15 protein-coding genes are annotated in these 16,667 nt (G+C 51.3%); 2 read left to right on the top strand and 13 right to left on the bottom strand.

Annotated elements, in window-relative coordinates:
- The first annotated feature begins 224 nt into the window (after nucleotides 1–224).
- Nucleotides 225–428: a YaeP family protein gene (locus RFN81_RS04215; RefSeq protein WP_264497927.1), complete on the top strand. Its 204-nt coding sequence runs from the start codon at nucleotides 225–227 to the stop codon at nucleotides 426–428.
- A complete protein-coding gene (gene rof, locus RFN81_RS04210) occupies nucleotides 412–672 on the top strand; it encodes a Rho-binding antiterminator (protein ID WP_264497926.1) in 261 nt (86 codons plus the stop codon). The genes RFN81_RS04215 and rof overlap by 17 nt, the downstream gene beginning before the upstream one ends.
- A 124-nt stretch (nucleotides 673–796) precedes the next feature.
- Here the strand turns inward: rof and tilS are convergent, their stop codons facing one another.
- The 13 genes from tilS to cdsA all read right to left on the bottom strand — a co-directional run bounded on the left by tilS (nucleotide 797) and on the right by cdsA (nucleotide 16,659).
- Nucleotides 797–2,128, bottom strand: a complete 1,332-nt coding sequence (gene tilS, locus RFN81_RS04205) for a tRNA lysidine(34) synthetase TilS (protein WP_264497925.1) — start codon at nucleotides 2,126–2,128, stop codon at nucleotides 797–799.
- Nucleotides 2,125–2,520: a VOC family protein gene (locus tag RFN81_RS04200; protein WP_264497924.1), complete on the bottom strand. Its 396-nt coding sequence runs from the start codon at nucleotides 2,518–2,520 to the stop codon at nucleotides 2,125–2,127. Before RFN81_RS04200 ends, tilS begins: the two co-directional genes overlap by 4 nt.
- Before the next feature lie 99 nt (nucleotides 2,521–2,619).
- Nucleotides 2,620–3,579, bottom strand: coding sequence for an acetyl-CoA carboxylase carboxyl transferase subunit alpha (gene accA, locus RFN81_RS04195; protein ID WP_264497923.1), 960 nt, complete (start codon nucleotides 3,577–3,579; stop codon nucleotides 2,620–2,622).
- Between the two features lie 12 nt (nucleotides 3,580–3,591).
- Nucleotides 3,592–7,074, bottom strand: a complete 3,483-nt coding sequence (dnaE, locus tag RFN81_RS04190; protein WP_264497922.1) for a DNA polymerase III subunit alpha — start codon at nucleotides 7,072–7,074, stop codon at nucleotides 3,592–3,594.
- Between the two features lie 86 nt (nucleotides 7,075–7,160).
- Nucleotides 7,161–7,757 carry a ribonuclease HII gene (rnhB, locus tag RFN81_RS04185; RefSeq protein ID WP_264497921.1) on the bottom strand — a complete coding sequence of 199 codons (597 nt, stop codon included), beginning with the start codon at nucleotides 7,755–7,757 and terminating at the stop codon, nucleotides 7,161–7,163.
- Nucleotides 7,758–7,790: 33 nt separating this feature from the next.
- Nucleotides 7,791–8,942, bottom strand: a complete 1,152-nt coding sequence (gene lpxB, locus RFN81_RS04180; RefSeq protein ID WP_264497920.1) for a lipid-A-disaccharide synthase — start codon at nucleotides 8,940–8,942, stop codon at nucleotides 7,791–7,793.
- A 3-nt stretch (nucleotides 8,943–8,945) separates the two neighbouring features.
- Nucleotides 8,946–9,734 carry an acyl-ACP--UDP-N-acetylglucosamine O-acyltransferase gene (lpxA, locus tag RFN81_RS04175; protein WP_264497919.1) on the bottom strand — a complete coding sequence of 263 codons (789 nt, stop codon included), beginning with the start codon at nucleotides 9,732–9,734 and terminating at the stop codon, nucleotides 8,946–8,948.
- 4 nt (nucleotides 9,735–9,738) lie between these two features.
- Nucleotides 9,739–10,212 (bottom strand): 3-hydroxyacyl-ACP dehydratase FabZ, encoded by a 474-nt coding sequence (fabZ, locus tag RFN81_RS04170; protein ID WP_172644777.1) that lies wholly within the window; start codon nucleotides 10,210–10,212, stop codon nucleotides 9,739–9,741.
- Nucleotides 10,213–10,295: 83 nt separating this feature from the next.
- On the bottom strand, nucleotides 10,296–11,318 hold the full coding sequence (gene lpxD, locus RFN81_RS04165; RefSeq protein ID WP_264497918.1) for a UDP-3-O-(3-hydroxymyristoyl)glucosamine N-acyltransferase: 1,023 nt from the start codon (nucleotides 11,316–11,318) through the stop codon (nucleotides 10,296–10,298).
- Between the two features lie 3 nt (nucleotides 11,319–11,321).
- A complete protein-coding gene (skp, locus tag RFN81_RS04160; RefSeq protein ID WP_264497917.1) occupies nucleotides 11,322–11,819 on the bottom strand; it encodes a molecular chaperone Skp in 498 nt (165 codons plus the stop codon).
- A 137-nt stretch (nucleotides 11,820–11,956) separates the two neighbouring features.
- Nucleotides 11,957–14,389, bottom strand: coding sequence for an outer membrane protein assembly factor BamA (bamA, locus tag RFN81_RS04155; RefSeq protein WP_264497916.1), 2,433 nt, complete (start codon nucleotides 14,387–14,389; stop codon nucleotides 11,957–11,959).
- 35 nt (nucleotides 14,390–14,424) lie between these two features.
- Nucleotides 14,425–15,780, bottom strand: a complete 1,356-nt coding sequence (gene rseP, locus RFN81_RS04150; RefSeq protein ID WP_264497915.1) for a sigma E protease regulator RseP — start codon at nucleotides 15,778–15,780, stop codon at nucleotides 14,425–14,427.
- Nucleotides 15,781–15,801: 21 nt separating this feature from the next.
- Entirely contained in the window at nucleotides 15,802–16,659 is an 858-nt protein-coding gene (gene cdsA, locus RFN81_RS04145; protein WP_264497914.1) for a phosphatidate cytidylyltransferase, read from the bottom strand.
- Nucleotides 16,660–16,667: the final 8 nt, after the last annotated feature.

Here is a 16,667-nt window from a genome sequence, read left to right as displayed (position 1 = left end):
CTAAACGCTATAGTTTACTTGAGTCAGCGCCATCGTCACAGTAAAGGTAATCTCTGCCGCGTAACTCAACGGCGTGGCTCTAACGGCTACTGATATCCTGTTAGGGCCTATGCTATAGTCGATCGTATAAGTCGAGTTTATGTTCATGGGTTTACCACACGGCGCTTTACAACAGGTGATGATGCATGAATATCTATCGGGCCAGGCTTTAAAGGGAGGATATAATGCAAGAATACAGTGAGTTAGTTCGTCGCTTATACGCCCAAATCGCTAGTGGTGACTTGGGTTATATACCCGATTCGCTGGGTTGTGTTTTAAACACCCTGGATGGTATTGCGGCAAATCACGCATTGCCATCCTCCGTCAGGGAACAGGCGGCTTTTGCCGCCGCTAACTTATTGGTGAGTGATTATGTCAATGAGTCATGAATATCAACCCATTAATTGTGATGATTACGATAGCCTTGAAGCGACTTGTCAGCAACGCCTGACATTGACGCTAGAACTGCGCGACGGTGAAGAGGTAACGGGGAAAGCCAAAGAGATAATTTCGCGTAAGCATATTGAATACTTGGTGATTGAAATCGCCAACGCAACGCGTGAGCTACGCCTAGATCATATTGTCAGTTTTAGCCATCCGGAGATAGGTAAGGTAGTCGTCAGCGAAGCCTAGCTGCCTCATTCCGTCATTCAGCAGCGATAAGCTACTGGGCCCCAAACGGACAACCTGCGTTGTCCGTTTTTTTTTGTTGCCGCGTGCCAATCCCCATCGTTTCCACGCATGTCGTTCATGGGGATTAACCCGCGTTCGCTTTATCCCAGCGTATATGCCACTCAGCGCCGTTTTCTCTCACTTGCCCCGCTTGCGTAACAAACTGCCCCATGGCTGCAATTAGTTGATCATTGTAAAACACCAACGGGGTACGGTCGCGCCACCAGGGGGGAACGCCTAACTCTTGCCACAGTTTCTTGATATGCCGCCCATGAGCCCTACCGACTATATGCACAATTCCACTGGTTGAAAAACGAACAGTCACTGCCTCACCATTTTCCGCCGCACGCACTTTCATCCCGCTATCGGCCAGCACTAACGAGCCAAGATTGTCGGGCAGCGGCAATGGGCATAACATCGGCTGCCAGGGTAGAACGCAGTTTTGTAGCGGTATCATCGGTGACAGCAGATAAAGATGCCGACGAAAGCGGCGAACCTGCATCTGATTCAATTGCAATTGTGGTTTCGCATCCTGACGGCTTATCGCCACCTCCTCCCAGATCCGTTGCAATCGATCGCGTGTGGGCATTGTCATCCCCTGCCGCGCCAGCCAGCGGCGCAGCAGCGCAAAACGCCGCGCTGGGCTTAACTGAGCCAGACCGTCAATACTCAATGCGCCATCAGGCCGACATAACGCTTGCAATGATTCCTCCAGCAGCTCGTCAAGCAATTGTTCCTGCTCGGCACAAAGCTGCGCGCTGCGCGCGACGGCTTTGGAAAAATGCGGCCAGCGCTGCGCCAAATGCGGTAAAATCTGGCGGCGCAGAAAATTGCGGTCGAAACGCTCATCCTGATTGCTATCATCCTCAATCCACTGAAGCTGATGCCGCTGAGCGTAAGCTTCCAACTGGAGACGAGAAAAACCGAGTAGTGGCCGCACAAGCTGATGAGCGCCCAATGTACTTTTCGCCGCCATCGCGGACAGTCCGGCTGGGCCGCTGCCGCGCTTTAACGCTAGCAGAAAAGTTTCGCTCTGGTCATCAAGGTGTTGCGCCGTCAACAGGGTTTCTCCTGCTTCAAGGTGGGCTTGCAGCGCCTGATAACGTGCCGTTCTGGCTGCGGCTTCAAGGCCGCCGTTTTGCGTCTCGACCGTTACCGATAATGCGCTAAAAGGCACCTGCCAGCGTTGACACTGCTGACGACAATGTTCGGCCCAGCTATCCGCTCGCGGATTTAAACCATGATTCACGTATGCGGCACGAACTGCCAGACCGGATTGCCGACGCGCGGCGACCAGTAGATGCAACAACACACTAGAGTCCAGGCCGCCGCTATAAGCTAGCAAAATCGACCTGCAATCCGCCGTTTGCGCTAAAATCGTCGGAAGCAAGTCGTCGTCAGGTTCAGTGCCATTCACGATAAGATCTCATAAAGTTCTAGAGGTAAGCCGTCAGGATCGAAGAAAAAAGTAAACCGCCGCTGCGTTTCTGGATCGCTCCTGACTGGCTCACAGACGATGCCTGAACGCGCAAGTGAAGCGACAGCCTGCTCGACATCCGCGACAGAGAAAGCCAGATGTCGCAACCCACAGGCTTCAGGGCGATTCACCCGCTTGGGGGGATGAGGAAAAGAAAATAGCTCAAGAATATAGCGACCATTCAGTGAGAGATCGCCTTTCCATGATTGTTGTGCATCGCGAAAAACCTCATGGTTTAGCGAAAACCCCAGCACATCGCAATAAAAGCGTTTACTGCGTTCGTAATCAGAGGCAATCACTGCGATGTGATGTACATCGAGCAATTTCAGCATGTTACACCTCATAGCAAAAATCCGCTGTCATTGCTGACAACGGATTTTCAGAGCAACGCAATAGCCCGATTGATCAACGACAATCAGACTATCCCTTTATCAGCAGTAACCATAGTTCATCAGACGCTGATAACGACGGTTTAACAATTCTTCTTCCGATAGATCGTCAAGGTCAAGCAGATCGGCCAGTAATTGCGCTTTCAACGATTCGGCCATAGCCGGCACGTTACGATGAGCGGAACCCAGTGGCTCAGGGATCACGGTATCGATCAGCTTCAGCTCTTTCAGTCGTGGGGCAATAATACCCATCGCTTCAGCCGCCAATGGCGCTTTTTCCGCACTCTTCCACAGGATAGACGCACACCCTTCCGGTGAAATCACCGAGTAGGTGCTGTATTGCAACATATTGACTTTGTCGCCTACACCGATAGCCAACGCGCCGCCAGACCCGCCTTCCCCGATAACGGTACAGATAATCGGCACGCGCAGCGTCGACATTTCACGCAGGTTGCGCGCGATAGCCTCAGACTGCCCGCGCTCCTCGGCACCGACGCCAGGATAAGCGCCCGGTGTATCAATGAAGGTAATGATCGGCATCTTGAAGCGCTCGGCCATTTCCATCAAACGCAATGCCTTACGATAGCCTTCTGGGGCTGGCATCCCGAAGTTACGACGAATCTTTTCTTTAGTTTCTCGGCCTTTTTGATGACCAATAATCATCACCGGACGCCCATCCAAACGCGCAATCCCACCGACAATGGCCTTGTCATCGGCATAGGCACGATCGCCTGCTAATTCATCAAAATCAGTAAAAATGAGTTTGATATAATCAAGCGTATAAGGGCGCAGAGGATGACGCGCTAATTGCGCAATCTGCCAGGCACCTAAATCAGAGAAAATTTTATGCGTCAATTCGACGCTCTTCTCACGCAGGCGACGGACTTCTTCGTCCAGATTAATATCCAATTTTTCGTCTTGACGGCTGACTGCGGTCAGCGAGTCAATTTTCGCTTCCAACTCTGCAATCGGCTGCTCAAAATCAAGAAAATTCAGACTCATAGTTATCCTATATTAGTCAAATTCCAGTTCTACCTGCTCATTACCGACTAATGCCCGCAACTCATTGAGTAGCGCATCGGCAGGCGTTACACGCCACGCGGCACCAAAACGGAGACGAGCGCGCGCATCTTCACGCTGGTAATAGAGATACACTGGGATCGTCCCCGATCGATGGGGTTCCAACGATTGACGGAGGCGGTTTAACAGTTGCTCATCAATTTGCCTGTCAGTCAGCGAGATAGCAAGCCCGCGCGCATATTTTTCCCGCGCTTCGCTGATATCCATTAACTCTCTAACGGTCATTTTAAGCCCACCGCTAAAGTCATCAAAGCTGACCTGTCCACTGGCGATAAGAATACGGTCTTTCTCAAGTAAATGCTGGTATTTTTCCAGAGCATCGGTAAATAGCATGATCTCAAGGCGACCGGAACGATCGTCCAACGTACAGACGCCGATACGGTTGCCACGCTTCGTAACCATAACGCGCGCCGCCAACACCAATCCGACAGCGGTGGTCATTTTGCCTCTCTCCGTCGGATGCATGTCTTTTAAACGCACGCCCCCAGCATAACGCTCAATTTCTTTAATATACTGTGTGATCGGGTGACCAGTCAGATACAGCCCCAGCGTTTCCCGTTCACCATCTAACACCACCTGTTCAGGCCACGGCGGCACCGTGCTATAGGATTGTTCAACCTGTTCAGGCGCTTCCGCTAAAACACCAAACATATCCACCTGGCCGATTGCTTCCGCTTTTGCGTGCTGGTCAGCGGCCTTTAACGCATCAGGCAACGCATTCATTAGCGCGGCACGATGTGGCCCCAAACGATCAAACGCACCCGACATGATCAATTTTTCCATCACTCGTCGGTTCAGCTTTTTGATGTCGGTGCGCGCACAGAGATCGAACAGTTCCCTGAAATAGCCGCCCTGATTGCGAGCCTCAATAATCGCTTCAATTGGCCCTTCGCCTACCCCTTTGATCGCGCCGATCCCGTAAACGATCTCGCCGTCGTCATTGACATGGAAGTGATACAGCCCGCTGTTTATGTCTGGGGGCAGGATTTTTAGCCCCATTCGCCAGCATTCGTCCACCAAACCTACCACTTTATCGGTGTTATCCATATCGGCTGTCATCACCGCCGCCATGAATTCAGCCGGATAATGCGCCTTGAGCCACAACGTTTGGTAAGACACCAGCGCATAGGCGGCAGAGTGCGATTTATTGAAACCATAGCCGGCAAATTTTTCCACCAGGTCGAAAATTTTCATCGACAATTCGCCGTCGATGCCCATTCTCTCCGCCCCTTCCTTAAAAACGGAACGCTGTTTGGCCATCTCTTCGGGTTTTTTCTTACCCATCGCGCGACGCAGCATGTCCGCACCACCCAGCGTGTAGCCAGACAATACCTGAGCGATCTGCATGACCTGTTCCTGGTACAGGATAATACCGTAGGTCGGTTCCAGTACAGGTTTAAGGGACTCGTGCTGCCACTCGATATCAGGATAGGATATGGCTTCACGCCCATGTTTACGGTCGATGAAGTTATCCACCATACCGGATTGCAACGGCCCCGGCCGAAACAACGCCACCAGCGCGATCATATCTTCAAAACAGTCGGGCTTCAGACGTTTGATCAAATCTTTCATGCCGCGCGATTCGAGCTGGAATACTGCCGTAGTTTCCGAGCGTTGCAACATGTCAAAACTTTTCTTGTCGTCAAGTGGAATAGCCGCGATATCAATCGGCTCCAAACCCTGTTTCGCACGACGGGCGTTAATCATCTCTAATGCCCAGTCGATAATAGTCAGCGTGCGCAGGCCAAGAAAGTCGAACTTCACTAACCCGGCATATTCCACATCGTTTTTATCAAACTGGGTAACCGGATGGTTTCCTTCCGCATCACAATACAGTGGGGCGAAATCGGTAATTTTGGTGGGTGAGATCACTACCCCACCCGCATGTTTACCGGCGTTACGCGTCACCCCTTCGAGCTTACGCGCCATGTCGATGAGGGCCCTAACTTCCTCATCAGCGTCATAAATTTCCTGTAACTGCGGTTCAGCCGCAAAGGCTTTTTCCAACGTCATGCCCGGATCGGGCGGCACCAGTTTTGAGATCCGATCGACAAAGCCGTAAGGGTGCCCAAGCACGCGCCCCACGTCGCGAATAACCGCTTTCGCCGCCATCGTACCAAAGGTGATAATTTGCGATACCGCATCACGGCCATACATCTCCGCCACGTGATCGATAACCCTGTCGCGTTTTTCCATGCAAAAATCGACGTCGAAGTCAGGCATGGAAACGCGTTCAGGATTTAGGAAACGTTCGAACAGCAGGTCGAATGCCAGAGGATCCAGATCGGTGATTTTTAATGAATAGGCCACTAACGAACCGGCACCAGAACCACGCCCCGGCCCTACAGGCACGTCGTTATCTTTTGACCACTGGATAAATTCCATCACGATAAGAAAGTAACCAGGGAAACCCATTTGGTTAATGACGCTCAGTTCAGTATCAAGCCGCTCATCGTAGGCGGGCCGCCGCGCAGCACGAACTTCAGGATCGGGGAATAAGAATTCGAGACGTTCTTCCAGCCCTTTTTTGGCGCACTGAACCAGGAAGTCTTCCGTGGTCATATCGCCCGTTGGGAATTGCGGTAAAAAATACTCCCCCAGACGAATCGTTACGTTACAACGTTTGGCAATTTCGACACTGTTTGCCAGCGCTTCGGGGATATCTGCGAATAGCTCGCACATTTCCGCTTCCGAGCGCAGGTACTGCTGCGGACTATAGTGGCGCGGGCGTTTAGGGTCATCAAGCGTATAACCATCATGGATCGCGACACGAATTTCGTGAGCATCGAAGTCTTCGCTACTCATAAAGCATACTTCATTGGTCGCCACGACAGGCAAACCGTACTTCGTCGCTAATTCGACTGCCGCATGCAAATAACTTTCCTCATCAGGACGGGATGTGCGAATCAGTTCCAAATAGTAGCGCTGAGGAAAATGCTCTTGGTAAAACGCCAGACACTGTTCGGCCTGCGCCTGATTGCCGCGAAGTAAAAACTGCCCCACATCGCCGCGACGACCACCAGAGAGTAAAATCAGCCCTTCCTGATAGTCAATCAGCCAATCGCGATCGATTGTTGGACCAGCGGCACCATAGCCTCGTTGGTAGGCGCGAGAGATTAATAACGTGAGATTCTGGTAGCCCACATTATTCATGGCCAGGATCGTAAGATGCGCGAGTTCATCGCCTAATTCTTCGCTTTCGACGTAAAAATCGGCACCGATAATCGGCTTGACGCCTACGCTATGTGCGCCGCCATAGAACTTAACCAGCCCACACAAATTGGTGAAATCGGTAATCGCCAGCGCCGGCATACCAAGCGCCGCCGCCTTTTTTACCAGCGGCCCCACTTTCGCCAGCCCATCGATCATGGAATAGTCACTGTGAACACGCAGGTGAACAAAACGGGGTTCGGCCATATCCAGATCCCAGAATTTATCGATTAGCCAGCATGGCGACGGCACAATACCTGTGCAGAGCCATACCGAGCGTGAATAATGATGCCTTACGCCAGCCCTAACACGCGTTTTACTGGCGCAAAGCTCCGACGGTGAAATGCGGTGGCACCCAACGTAGCCAGCTTCTCCAAATGAAAAGCCGTCGGGTAGCCCTTATGTTGCGCGAAACCATAGCCGGGAAAGCGGCGATCCAGTTCAACCATCTCACGATCGCGAGTGACTTTCGCCATGATCGACGCCGCGCTGATTTCGGCTACGCGGCTATCTCCTTTAACGACAGCCTGAGCAGGCATTGGCAACGCCGGACAGCGATTGCCGTCAATAAGCACATAATCTGGTGCAATCGCCAACCCGGCGACTGCGCGTTGCATCGCCAGCAGCGTTGCATGCAGGATATTCAAGCGGTCGATTTCTTCCGGCTCGGCCCGCCCCAGGCTCCACGCTAGCGCTTTTTCTTTGATTTCATCATAGAGCGCCAGCCGACGTTTTTCACTCAGTTGTTTTGAGTCCGCTAGTCCGATAATGGGTCGCGCTGGGTCAAGTATCACAGCGGCCGTCACAACCGCCCCCACCAAAGGCCCGCGTCCAACCTCATCGACGCCCGCGATACAGGTCGCTGACGGATAAATAAACATTTCACTCATGGTTTGCTTAACGTGATATTACGGATCGAATGATTAACGCGTACTGGCTAATGCCAGCACTGCCTGTGCCGCCTGCTCGTCAGCGTTACAGCGGATCTGCTGGTGCAGATCGGCAAACGTCGCGAGAAGCTCAGCCGTTTTTTCTCTATCGGTAAACAGCGGCAGTAAGGCGGCAACCAGCTTGTCCGGCGTACAATCGGTCTGTAACAATTCGGTGACCAGCTCACGCCCTGACAGTAAATTGGGTAACGACACCCACGGCGTTTTAACCAGACGCTTCGCTAACCAGAAGGTGAAGGGCTTCATGCGGTACCCCACCACCATCGGACATTTCGCCAGCATGCATTCCAGCGCCGCCGTGCCAGACGCCAACAGCGCCGCATCACTGGCAAGCATAGCTTCACGCGCCCGGCCATCCAGCAAATGCACGCGTAAATCGGGAGCCACACTGTTTTTGATCTGCTCAAACTGCTCACGCCGCTTGCTGTTCACCAGCGGAACGACAATTTGCAGATCGGGAAATTGTTCGCGCAGCAGCGCTGCCGCTTGCAGAAAATCAGCACTAAGCATCTCAACTTCTGCGCCACGACTCCCCGGTAGCAATGCCAGACAGGGTGTATCTGGTGCGATCCCCAACGCGGCTCGCGCCGCCAGCTTATCGGGATGCAGTGGCATCGCATCGGCCATGGTGTGGCCGATAAAGCGACAAGGCACATTGAAACGATCGTAAAACGCTTTTTCAAAAGGCAAAAAAGCCAACACCAGATCGGTGGCTCTACCTATTTTGAAAACACGTTTTTGACGCCATGCCCATACAGAAGGGCTGACATAATGGATCGTATGAATGCCACGTCGTTTAAGATTGCCTTCCAGAGTGATATTGAAATCAGGCGCATCAATACCGACAAAGACATCGGGTTGGAGTTCGGAAAAGCGTCGGGTTAAGTCCCGCCGAATTTTCAGCAGACGAGGAAGCCGTTCCAGCACTTCCACAATCCCCATTACGGCCAGTTCTTCCATCTCATACCAGGACTCGCATCCCTCTGCCTGCATGCGCGGCCCGGCAACGCCGACAAAGCGGGCATCTGGCACCCTCTCTTTCAGCGCTCGGATTAAACCGGCACCGAGGATATCGCCGGACGTTTCCCCGGCAACAAGTCCTATCGTTAAAGGTCGTGATGCCATAGGCTAACGGATGATACCGCGAGTAGAGCGGGCAAAGAAATCGCTAAAGGCCTGCACCGCAGGATGTTCCGCTGCCAATGCGTCGATTTCCGGCTTCACCTCATCCAGGGTTTTACCACTGCGATAGATCAGCCGATAAGCATTACGAATCGCATGCAGGGTATCCTTTTCAAATCCTCGACGCTTAAGACCTTCTATATTCAGGCCAAATGGCGTGGCATGGTTACCCTGCGCGATAACATATGGCGGCACGTCCTGCGCCACCCCGGAACAACCGCCCACCATTACGTGAGCACCGATAATGCAGAACTGATGTACCGCCGTCATTCCACCGATAATCGCGAAATCATCAACGGAAACATGACCGCCCAGCGTCGCATTATTCGCCAGAATACAGCGATTGCCCACAACACAGTCATGTGCGATATGTGTGTTGATCATCAATAAGTTATCGCTACCAACTTTCGTCAACCCACCGCCTTGTGTCGTACCACGATGAATCGTAACACTCTCTCGAATGCGGTTACGATCGCCAATTTCTACGCGCGTTGGTTCCCCGGCATATTTGAGATCCTGATTCACTTCACCAATTGACGTAAATTGATAGATCTCGTTGTCGCAACCAATCTTAGTGACGCCATTGATGACGACATGTGACTTCAGCACCGTTCCCGCGCCGATCTCGACCTGAGAACCGATATAGCAGAAGGGGCCGATATGAACACCAGCGCCTATACTGGCACCGTCTTCAACAATCGAGCTTGGATGAATAAAGGCGGTTTTATCAATCACGTTATCAAGACTCCCGACGACGAGCACACATCATCGACGCTTCACAGGCTACTTCGCCATCTACTTTGGCAACACCTTTAAAGCGTGCAACGCCGCGACGCTCTTTGATGAATTCGACTTCAAGGATCATTTGATCGCCAGGCTGTACTGGACGCTTGAAGCGCGCTTCGTCCACAGCAGCGAAATAATACAGTTCACCGGGTTCCAGTTTCCCTACGCTTTTAAACGCCAGTATACCCGTTGCCTGAGCCATTGCTTCCAGGATCAGCACGCCAGGAAAAATGGGTTTGCCTGGGAAATGACCCTGAAAGAAAGGCTCATTGAAGGACACATTTTTCACCGCACGCAAAAACTTCCCTTCTTCAAAATCCAGTACCCGATCAACCAGCAAAAATGGAAAACGGTGCGGTAATAATTCTAAGATCTCTTCAATATGCAGAGTATGAGTGTCAGTAGTCAAAATACTCTTCCTGTCCATAAAAACTGATGCCATCAACAACACGGCCTGCGCAGACCCTAAATTAGGCGTCTTCAGGCAGGCCGCAAATAAAATACAAGTGATTAAACGTTATCGACTTTTCGTTCAACGGCTTTCAACCGTTTGCTTATCTCATCAATATTCATCACCAGTGCTGCGGTTTTGCGCCATACCTTGTTGGGTTGTAAAGGAATACCCGAAGAGTATACGCCAGGTTTAGTGATTGGTCGCATGACCATCCCCATTCCCGTTACCGTCACTTTATCGCAGATTTCCATATGCCCATTAATTACGCTGGCGCCGCCAATCATGCAATAACGCCCGATTTTCAAGCTACCCGCCATAATGACGCCACCGGCTACGGCGGTATTGTCGCCAATCACAACGTTGTGCGCAATCTGACATTGGTTATCGATGATGACGCCATTGCCAATGACCGTATCATCTAACGCGCCGCGGTCGATGGTCGTGCTAGCACCAATCTCAACGCGATCGCCAATAATAACCGTCCCTAGCTGCGGGATTTTTACCCAGATGCCACGATCGTTAGCATAGCCAAAACCATCCGACCCGATAACCGCGCCCGATTGGATCAGACAATGCTCGCCTACTTCTACGCGGTGATAAATTGTCACGTTTGCCCACAAACGCGTACCGGCACCAATGCGTGCTTCTTTGCCAATAAAACAGCCGGGACCAATGACTACGCCATCACCCAAGTGCGCACCGGATTCTATAACGGCATTAGCGCCAACAGACACCTGCTGCCCCAACGTCGCATCCGGAGATATCACTGCGCTAGGTGCAATATCCGTTGCTGGCTGTGGCGTAGTATCCAGCAGTTGCGCCATGCGCGCATAGGTAAGATAGGGGTTTTTCACCACCAGCGCGGCAACCTGACAATATGGCAAATCCGCTTCCGCCAGCACAACGGCCGACGCCTTCGTACTAGCCAATTGCTCACGGTAACGGCTGTCAGAAAGAAATGTAATTTGTCCGGTTTTTGCCGAATGCATTGAAGCAACAGCGGTGATGACGATGTCGCCATCACCGTGTAATTGTGCATCCAACTGTTGAGCTAATTCGCCCAGTCGAATTGAAAACATGGTTTATTTAACCTGTTTCAGCACATCGGCAGTGATATCTTTCGCATTCGCTACATAGGCAACGGCGTTAGCATCGATGACGACATCATAACCTTCTTTGCTTGCCACGGCTTTCACTGCATTCTGAATTCGGCTCAGGATCTTATTGCGCTCTTCCATCTGGCGACGACGGTTGTCTTGATCGAAAGCCTGCGCTTTTTTGGAAAATTCCTCACGCTGCGCCATGATGTCTTTTTCCATCTTAGTGCGTTCGCTCGCTTTCATCGTGGAACCATCGCGTTGCAGTTTCTGCATCTTGGTCTGCAAACTGTTTTCCATGGTTTGCAACTCGGAAGCGCGACCTTTAAATTCATTTTCCAGTTGTTTGCCAACGGCTTCACGCTGCGGCAATTGTTGGAAAATGCTGGAAACGTTAACAACGGCAATTTTGTCAGCAGCCTGAACGCTGGCTGAAGCCACCAATGCTAAACCGAATCCTACGGCACATAACCACTTTTTCACTATAAACTCCTCAACCTGACCCCATTTGGGCCCTAATACTTTGATGACGAGCATCGCATCATGACATCAACGGTGTTCCCAATATTGATGCTAAATAGCGATGCAGCATTCTCTGCATACGACCTAAGCACGTCACACTACCAGGTTTTACCGATGTTAAACTGGAACTGTTCCGACTTGTCTCCATCGTACTTTTTAACCGGCTGGGCATAGGAAAAGACCAATGGCCCAAGCGGAGACATCCACTGTAAAGCGATGCCGCTGGAAACGCGGAAGTTGCTCGCCTTACTGTAATCTGGTACGCCAGCTTTTACGGTTTCAGCCGTATTTTTCCAGTTGGTATCCCACACCGTACCGCCATCGACAAAGAAGGATGTCCGCACGGAATTGGCATATTTATCACTGATAAACGGGGTCGGCACAATGAGTTCCGCACTGAGCACGGCCATCGCATTGCCCCCTACAGCATCATCCAGGTTGTCTGTATCAATCGGGCAACCGGAATAAGAACCAGGGAGAGGCTTAGCACACTGATAATACGCCGCTTTCGGCCCAATCGTATTTGACTGGAAACCACGCACCGTACTGGAACCACCGGCATAAAAGTTGTCGTAGAACGGGACTTCTTTACTACCTATCCCATCAGCGTAGCCCGCACGCGTGCGCCCCATCACCACCCAGTTACCGCTATCGGTTAATGGGAAATAACTCGCCGCATCAAACGTCAGTTTGTAGTATTCATTATCCGAACCCGGCACAGCAATCTTGGCATTCGCGGAGGCACGCGTTCCTTTGGTTGGGAAATAACCGCGATCCAGATTGTTATATGACCACCCGGTATTCAGGAAGAAATCGTTCGCTTTGAAATCGGCGCTAGATTTATTACCTTCCTCAACCACGGAAGGATTCACCCCCACTGAATTAAGATAACGCCACATCGCCAACTGCGGTCGCATATCTGACAGATCGTTATGAACATAATCCAGGCCGATACGCAGCGAATTGTTTTCATTGATTGGGAAGCCGAGGGTACTGCCAACACCATAGCTCACGTTGGTGTAATCGGACAAATCAGCGTCTGACGCTTCAAATTTGTTATAAAAGATACGACCGCCAAGGCTGACGCCATCAACGGTGAAGTACGGATCCGTAAGCGACAGTTCGGCATACGTCTGGTAATCGTTTTTCGTCCCACTGATCCCAACGGAGTTACCCGTTCCCAACCAGTTATCCTGTTGAACACCAGCCTGGAAACTTACGCCGCTTTCCGTACCAAAACCAACACCGAAGTTGAATGTGCCGGTGTTGCGTTCTTTGACTTTGTAAGTCACATCAACCTGATCGGGAACGCCAGGAACGCGCTGGGTTTCTACGTCAACATTTTCAAAGAACCCTAATCGATTTAGGCGCTCTTTGCCCTGTTCAACCAGATCATTACCCAGCCAGGCACCTTCCATCTGGCGCATTTCACGGCGTAAAACGGCATCTTTAGAGGTGTCGTTACCTTCAAAACGAATATGGCGGACATAGAAACGGTTACCCGCATCCACATTGATATTTAACTTCACCGTCTTATCGGCGTCATTAATCTCCGGCTGTGTGACGACACGCGGATAGGCATAACCATAACGCCCTAACAGCGTTTTGATCTCTTCCTCCATCCTAGTCACTTTCGCACCGTTGTAGAGTTCGCCGGGTTCAATCTTCGTCAACCCTTCAATTTCTGCCGAATGCCCTGCCAGATTACCTTTCACCACGACACCGGACAGTTTGTATTGGTCGCCTTCGGTCATATTGATGGTGATATAGATGCCTTTCTTATCCGGCGTTAAGCTTACTTGAGTGGAATCAATGTTGAAGCGTGCATATCCACGATCCAGATAGAAACTTCGTAGCGTTTCCAGGTCACCAGATAGTTTCTGTTTCTGGTATTTACGATCGCCGACCACATTCCACCACGGCACTTCATCACGCAATTGGAAACGCGAGATTAATTCATCAGAGCTGAATGCTTTATTACCGATAACATTGATCTGCTGGATCTTAGCGGAAACCCCTTCGGTGAAAACCAGCTTCAGGTCTACGCGATTACGTGGGAGGGGCGTAACAACGGCTTTGACTGATGCGCTGTACTTGCCCACGCTGTAGTAGAAATCTTCTAACCCTTTTTCAATGCTGGTGAGCGCAGTACGATCCAGCGCTTCGCCGACACGTACGCCGGAGGCCTCCAGGTTTTCTTTCAACATGTCGTCTTTGACGGACTTATTGCCGGAAAAGGTGACACTGGCGATTGTCGGACGCTCTTTCACCTGCACAATCAACGTCCCGCCATCGCGCAGGACACGAACATCCTCGAAATTTCCAGTCGCAAACAAGGCACGGATGGTGTTGCCAATATCATCGTCACCGATGGTATCGCCAACGCGGACGGGCATACTGAGTAATGCAGCGCCGACGGCTACCCTTTGCAGGCCCTCGAAATGAATGTCCTTCACTACGAACCCGTCTGCACCGTATACGGTTGCGCTGCTAAACAGCAGCGACGCTATGAGCAACTTTTTGATCGCCATCGTTGTTATGCGTTTTTCCTAACCTAATCTCGCGTCTAAAGACGAGAGAAATCATTGAAAAGTGCAAGCCCCATTAACAGCATTAGCAACACTGTGCCAATGCGATAGCTGACATCTTGCACACGCTCAGAAACCGGCCTGCCTTTGAGTTTTTCAACTGCCAGAAAGAGCAGGTGTCCACCATCCAATACCGGCAGAGGGAATAGATTGATAACCCCCAGGTTGACGCTGATTAAGGCTAAAAACATCAGATAATAAATCAATCCATAATCTGCTGACATTCCCGCCCCCTGAGCAATCGAAATAGGCCCGCTCAGGTTGTTCAGCTTAACATCACCCACGACCAGTTTCCCTAACATACTGACGGTCAATCGCATCAGTTGCCAGGTTTTGTCCGTTGCCTGATAGATCGCGCCAAACGGCCCATACTGTCGTACTGTCCTAAATTCTTCAGGTAATGGCGTTACGCTAGGCATGACACCTGCCAACCCCACCACACTGCCATTCCCATCGGATTTGCTGGCTGGCGTTAACGTCAATGCAACTGTCGAACCTTTACGCTCTACCTCCAAAGCAATGGCATGCCCCGGATTATCGCGCACGGCAACAACAAAATCTCGCCATTGCGTTAATGCCTGCCCGTTGACTTTAACGATCCTATCACCGACTTGCAAACCGGCTTCCTCTGCCGCCGAACCGGCTTGTACTTGCTGCAATATCGGCTCTATTTGCGGCCCGCGCGGAATAATTCCGAGTGAGGAGGCAGGATCTTGCTTATCTGGCTCAAACTGCCAATCACGTAAATCCAGCGTTTTTCGAACAACACGATCGCTCCCTAAAGGCGCGACACCGATTTCGACCTCGCTATCACCGATTTTACCGATCAACGCCAGACGCGCCGAGTCCCAATCAGGCGTTTCGATACCATCGATAGACTTTAGTTCCATTCCTGGCGATATTTCAGCCTGCGCCGCAATAGAGTTGGGCAAAATTTCACCCACCACCGGTCGCACGCCCGGCACGCCCAGAATAAATACCAGCCAGTAAGCGGCTATAGCAAACAGGAAATTGGCTAGCGGACCCGCACTCACGATCGCCGCGCGCTGCCAGACAGTTTTACGATTAAATGATTGGTGGCGAAACTCTGGCGCAACGGAATCAACTCTCTCATCCAACATTTTGACGTAACCGCCCAGTGGGATTAACGCAACCACAAATTCTGTGCCGGTACGATCGCGACGCCGCCAAAGTGCGCGCCCAAAACCTATGGAAAAACGTTCAACTTTCACGCCGCAACGACGCGCCACCCAGAAATGGCCAAACTCATGGACGGTGACCAATGCGCCAAGTGCAATGATAAACGCGGCAAGATTCCAGAGAAAACTCAGCATAAATAGCTCTATCAGTTTATCCTAAGCCACGCTAAACAACAGCAGCATCAGGCAAGAAAATACGGGAACCGCAGCCGTCAGACTATCGATACGATCGAGCACGCCACCGTGGCCAGGAATCAAATGGCTACTATCTTTGATGCCCGCCTCACGTTTAAACATGCTTTCCGTTAAATCCCCCAGCACCGAGGCCAGCGCAGCCGCAATCGAACAAATTAGCAACGTCGATGTCACCACGGTCAGTGGCGCATAGAAGCTAAACAGCAAAGAGATGAGTGCAGAGGTTGCCAGGCCTCCCAGAAAGCCCTCCCAGGTTTTTCCCGGTGAAACTTTTGGCGCAAGCTTACGTTTACCCAATAATTTGCCAAACAAGTAGGCTCCGCTGTCCGCTCCCCACACCAATAACATGACGTACAGTAACCACCATGCTCCCGCAAAGGGATCCAGCGCGTAATGGTAATGGCGAAGCGCAATCATACCCCAGAAAAAAGGAACAATTGTCATAATGCCGAATACCAGACGCAGCGCACGCGAATGCCGCCAGAGTGAAGCTGAAGCCGGATAGAACAACACTAAAAATAGCGCGATACCCCACCACACAAGTGATGACCAGAGCGCGATACTGATCTGCGGAATATGGACGGAGTAATGATAGGCTGGGAGAGATAACAACATCAAGGCCAATAACAGGCCACATAGGATCGCAAGCCATAGGCGTTGCCCATAAGAGGCGAAACCAGCCAATTGGCCCCACTCCCACGCGGCTAACATACATACCGCCAGCGTAACCAGCGTGAATCCCAAGGGAGGCAGTAAAAAAAGCGCCGCAATAACGATAGGGATTAAAATAAAAGCAGTAATCAGGCGATACTTCAGCAAAAGTTCCC

Origin of the sequence: Pectobacterium cacticida, from assembly GCF_036885195.1 — a bacterium.
GTDB classification, from domain to species: Bacteria; Pseudomonadota; Gammaproteobacteria; order Enterobacterales; family Enterobacteriaceae; genus Pectobacterium; species Pectobacterium cacticida.
This window is presented reverse-complemented; position numbering and strand designations above follow the sequence as displayed.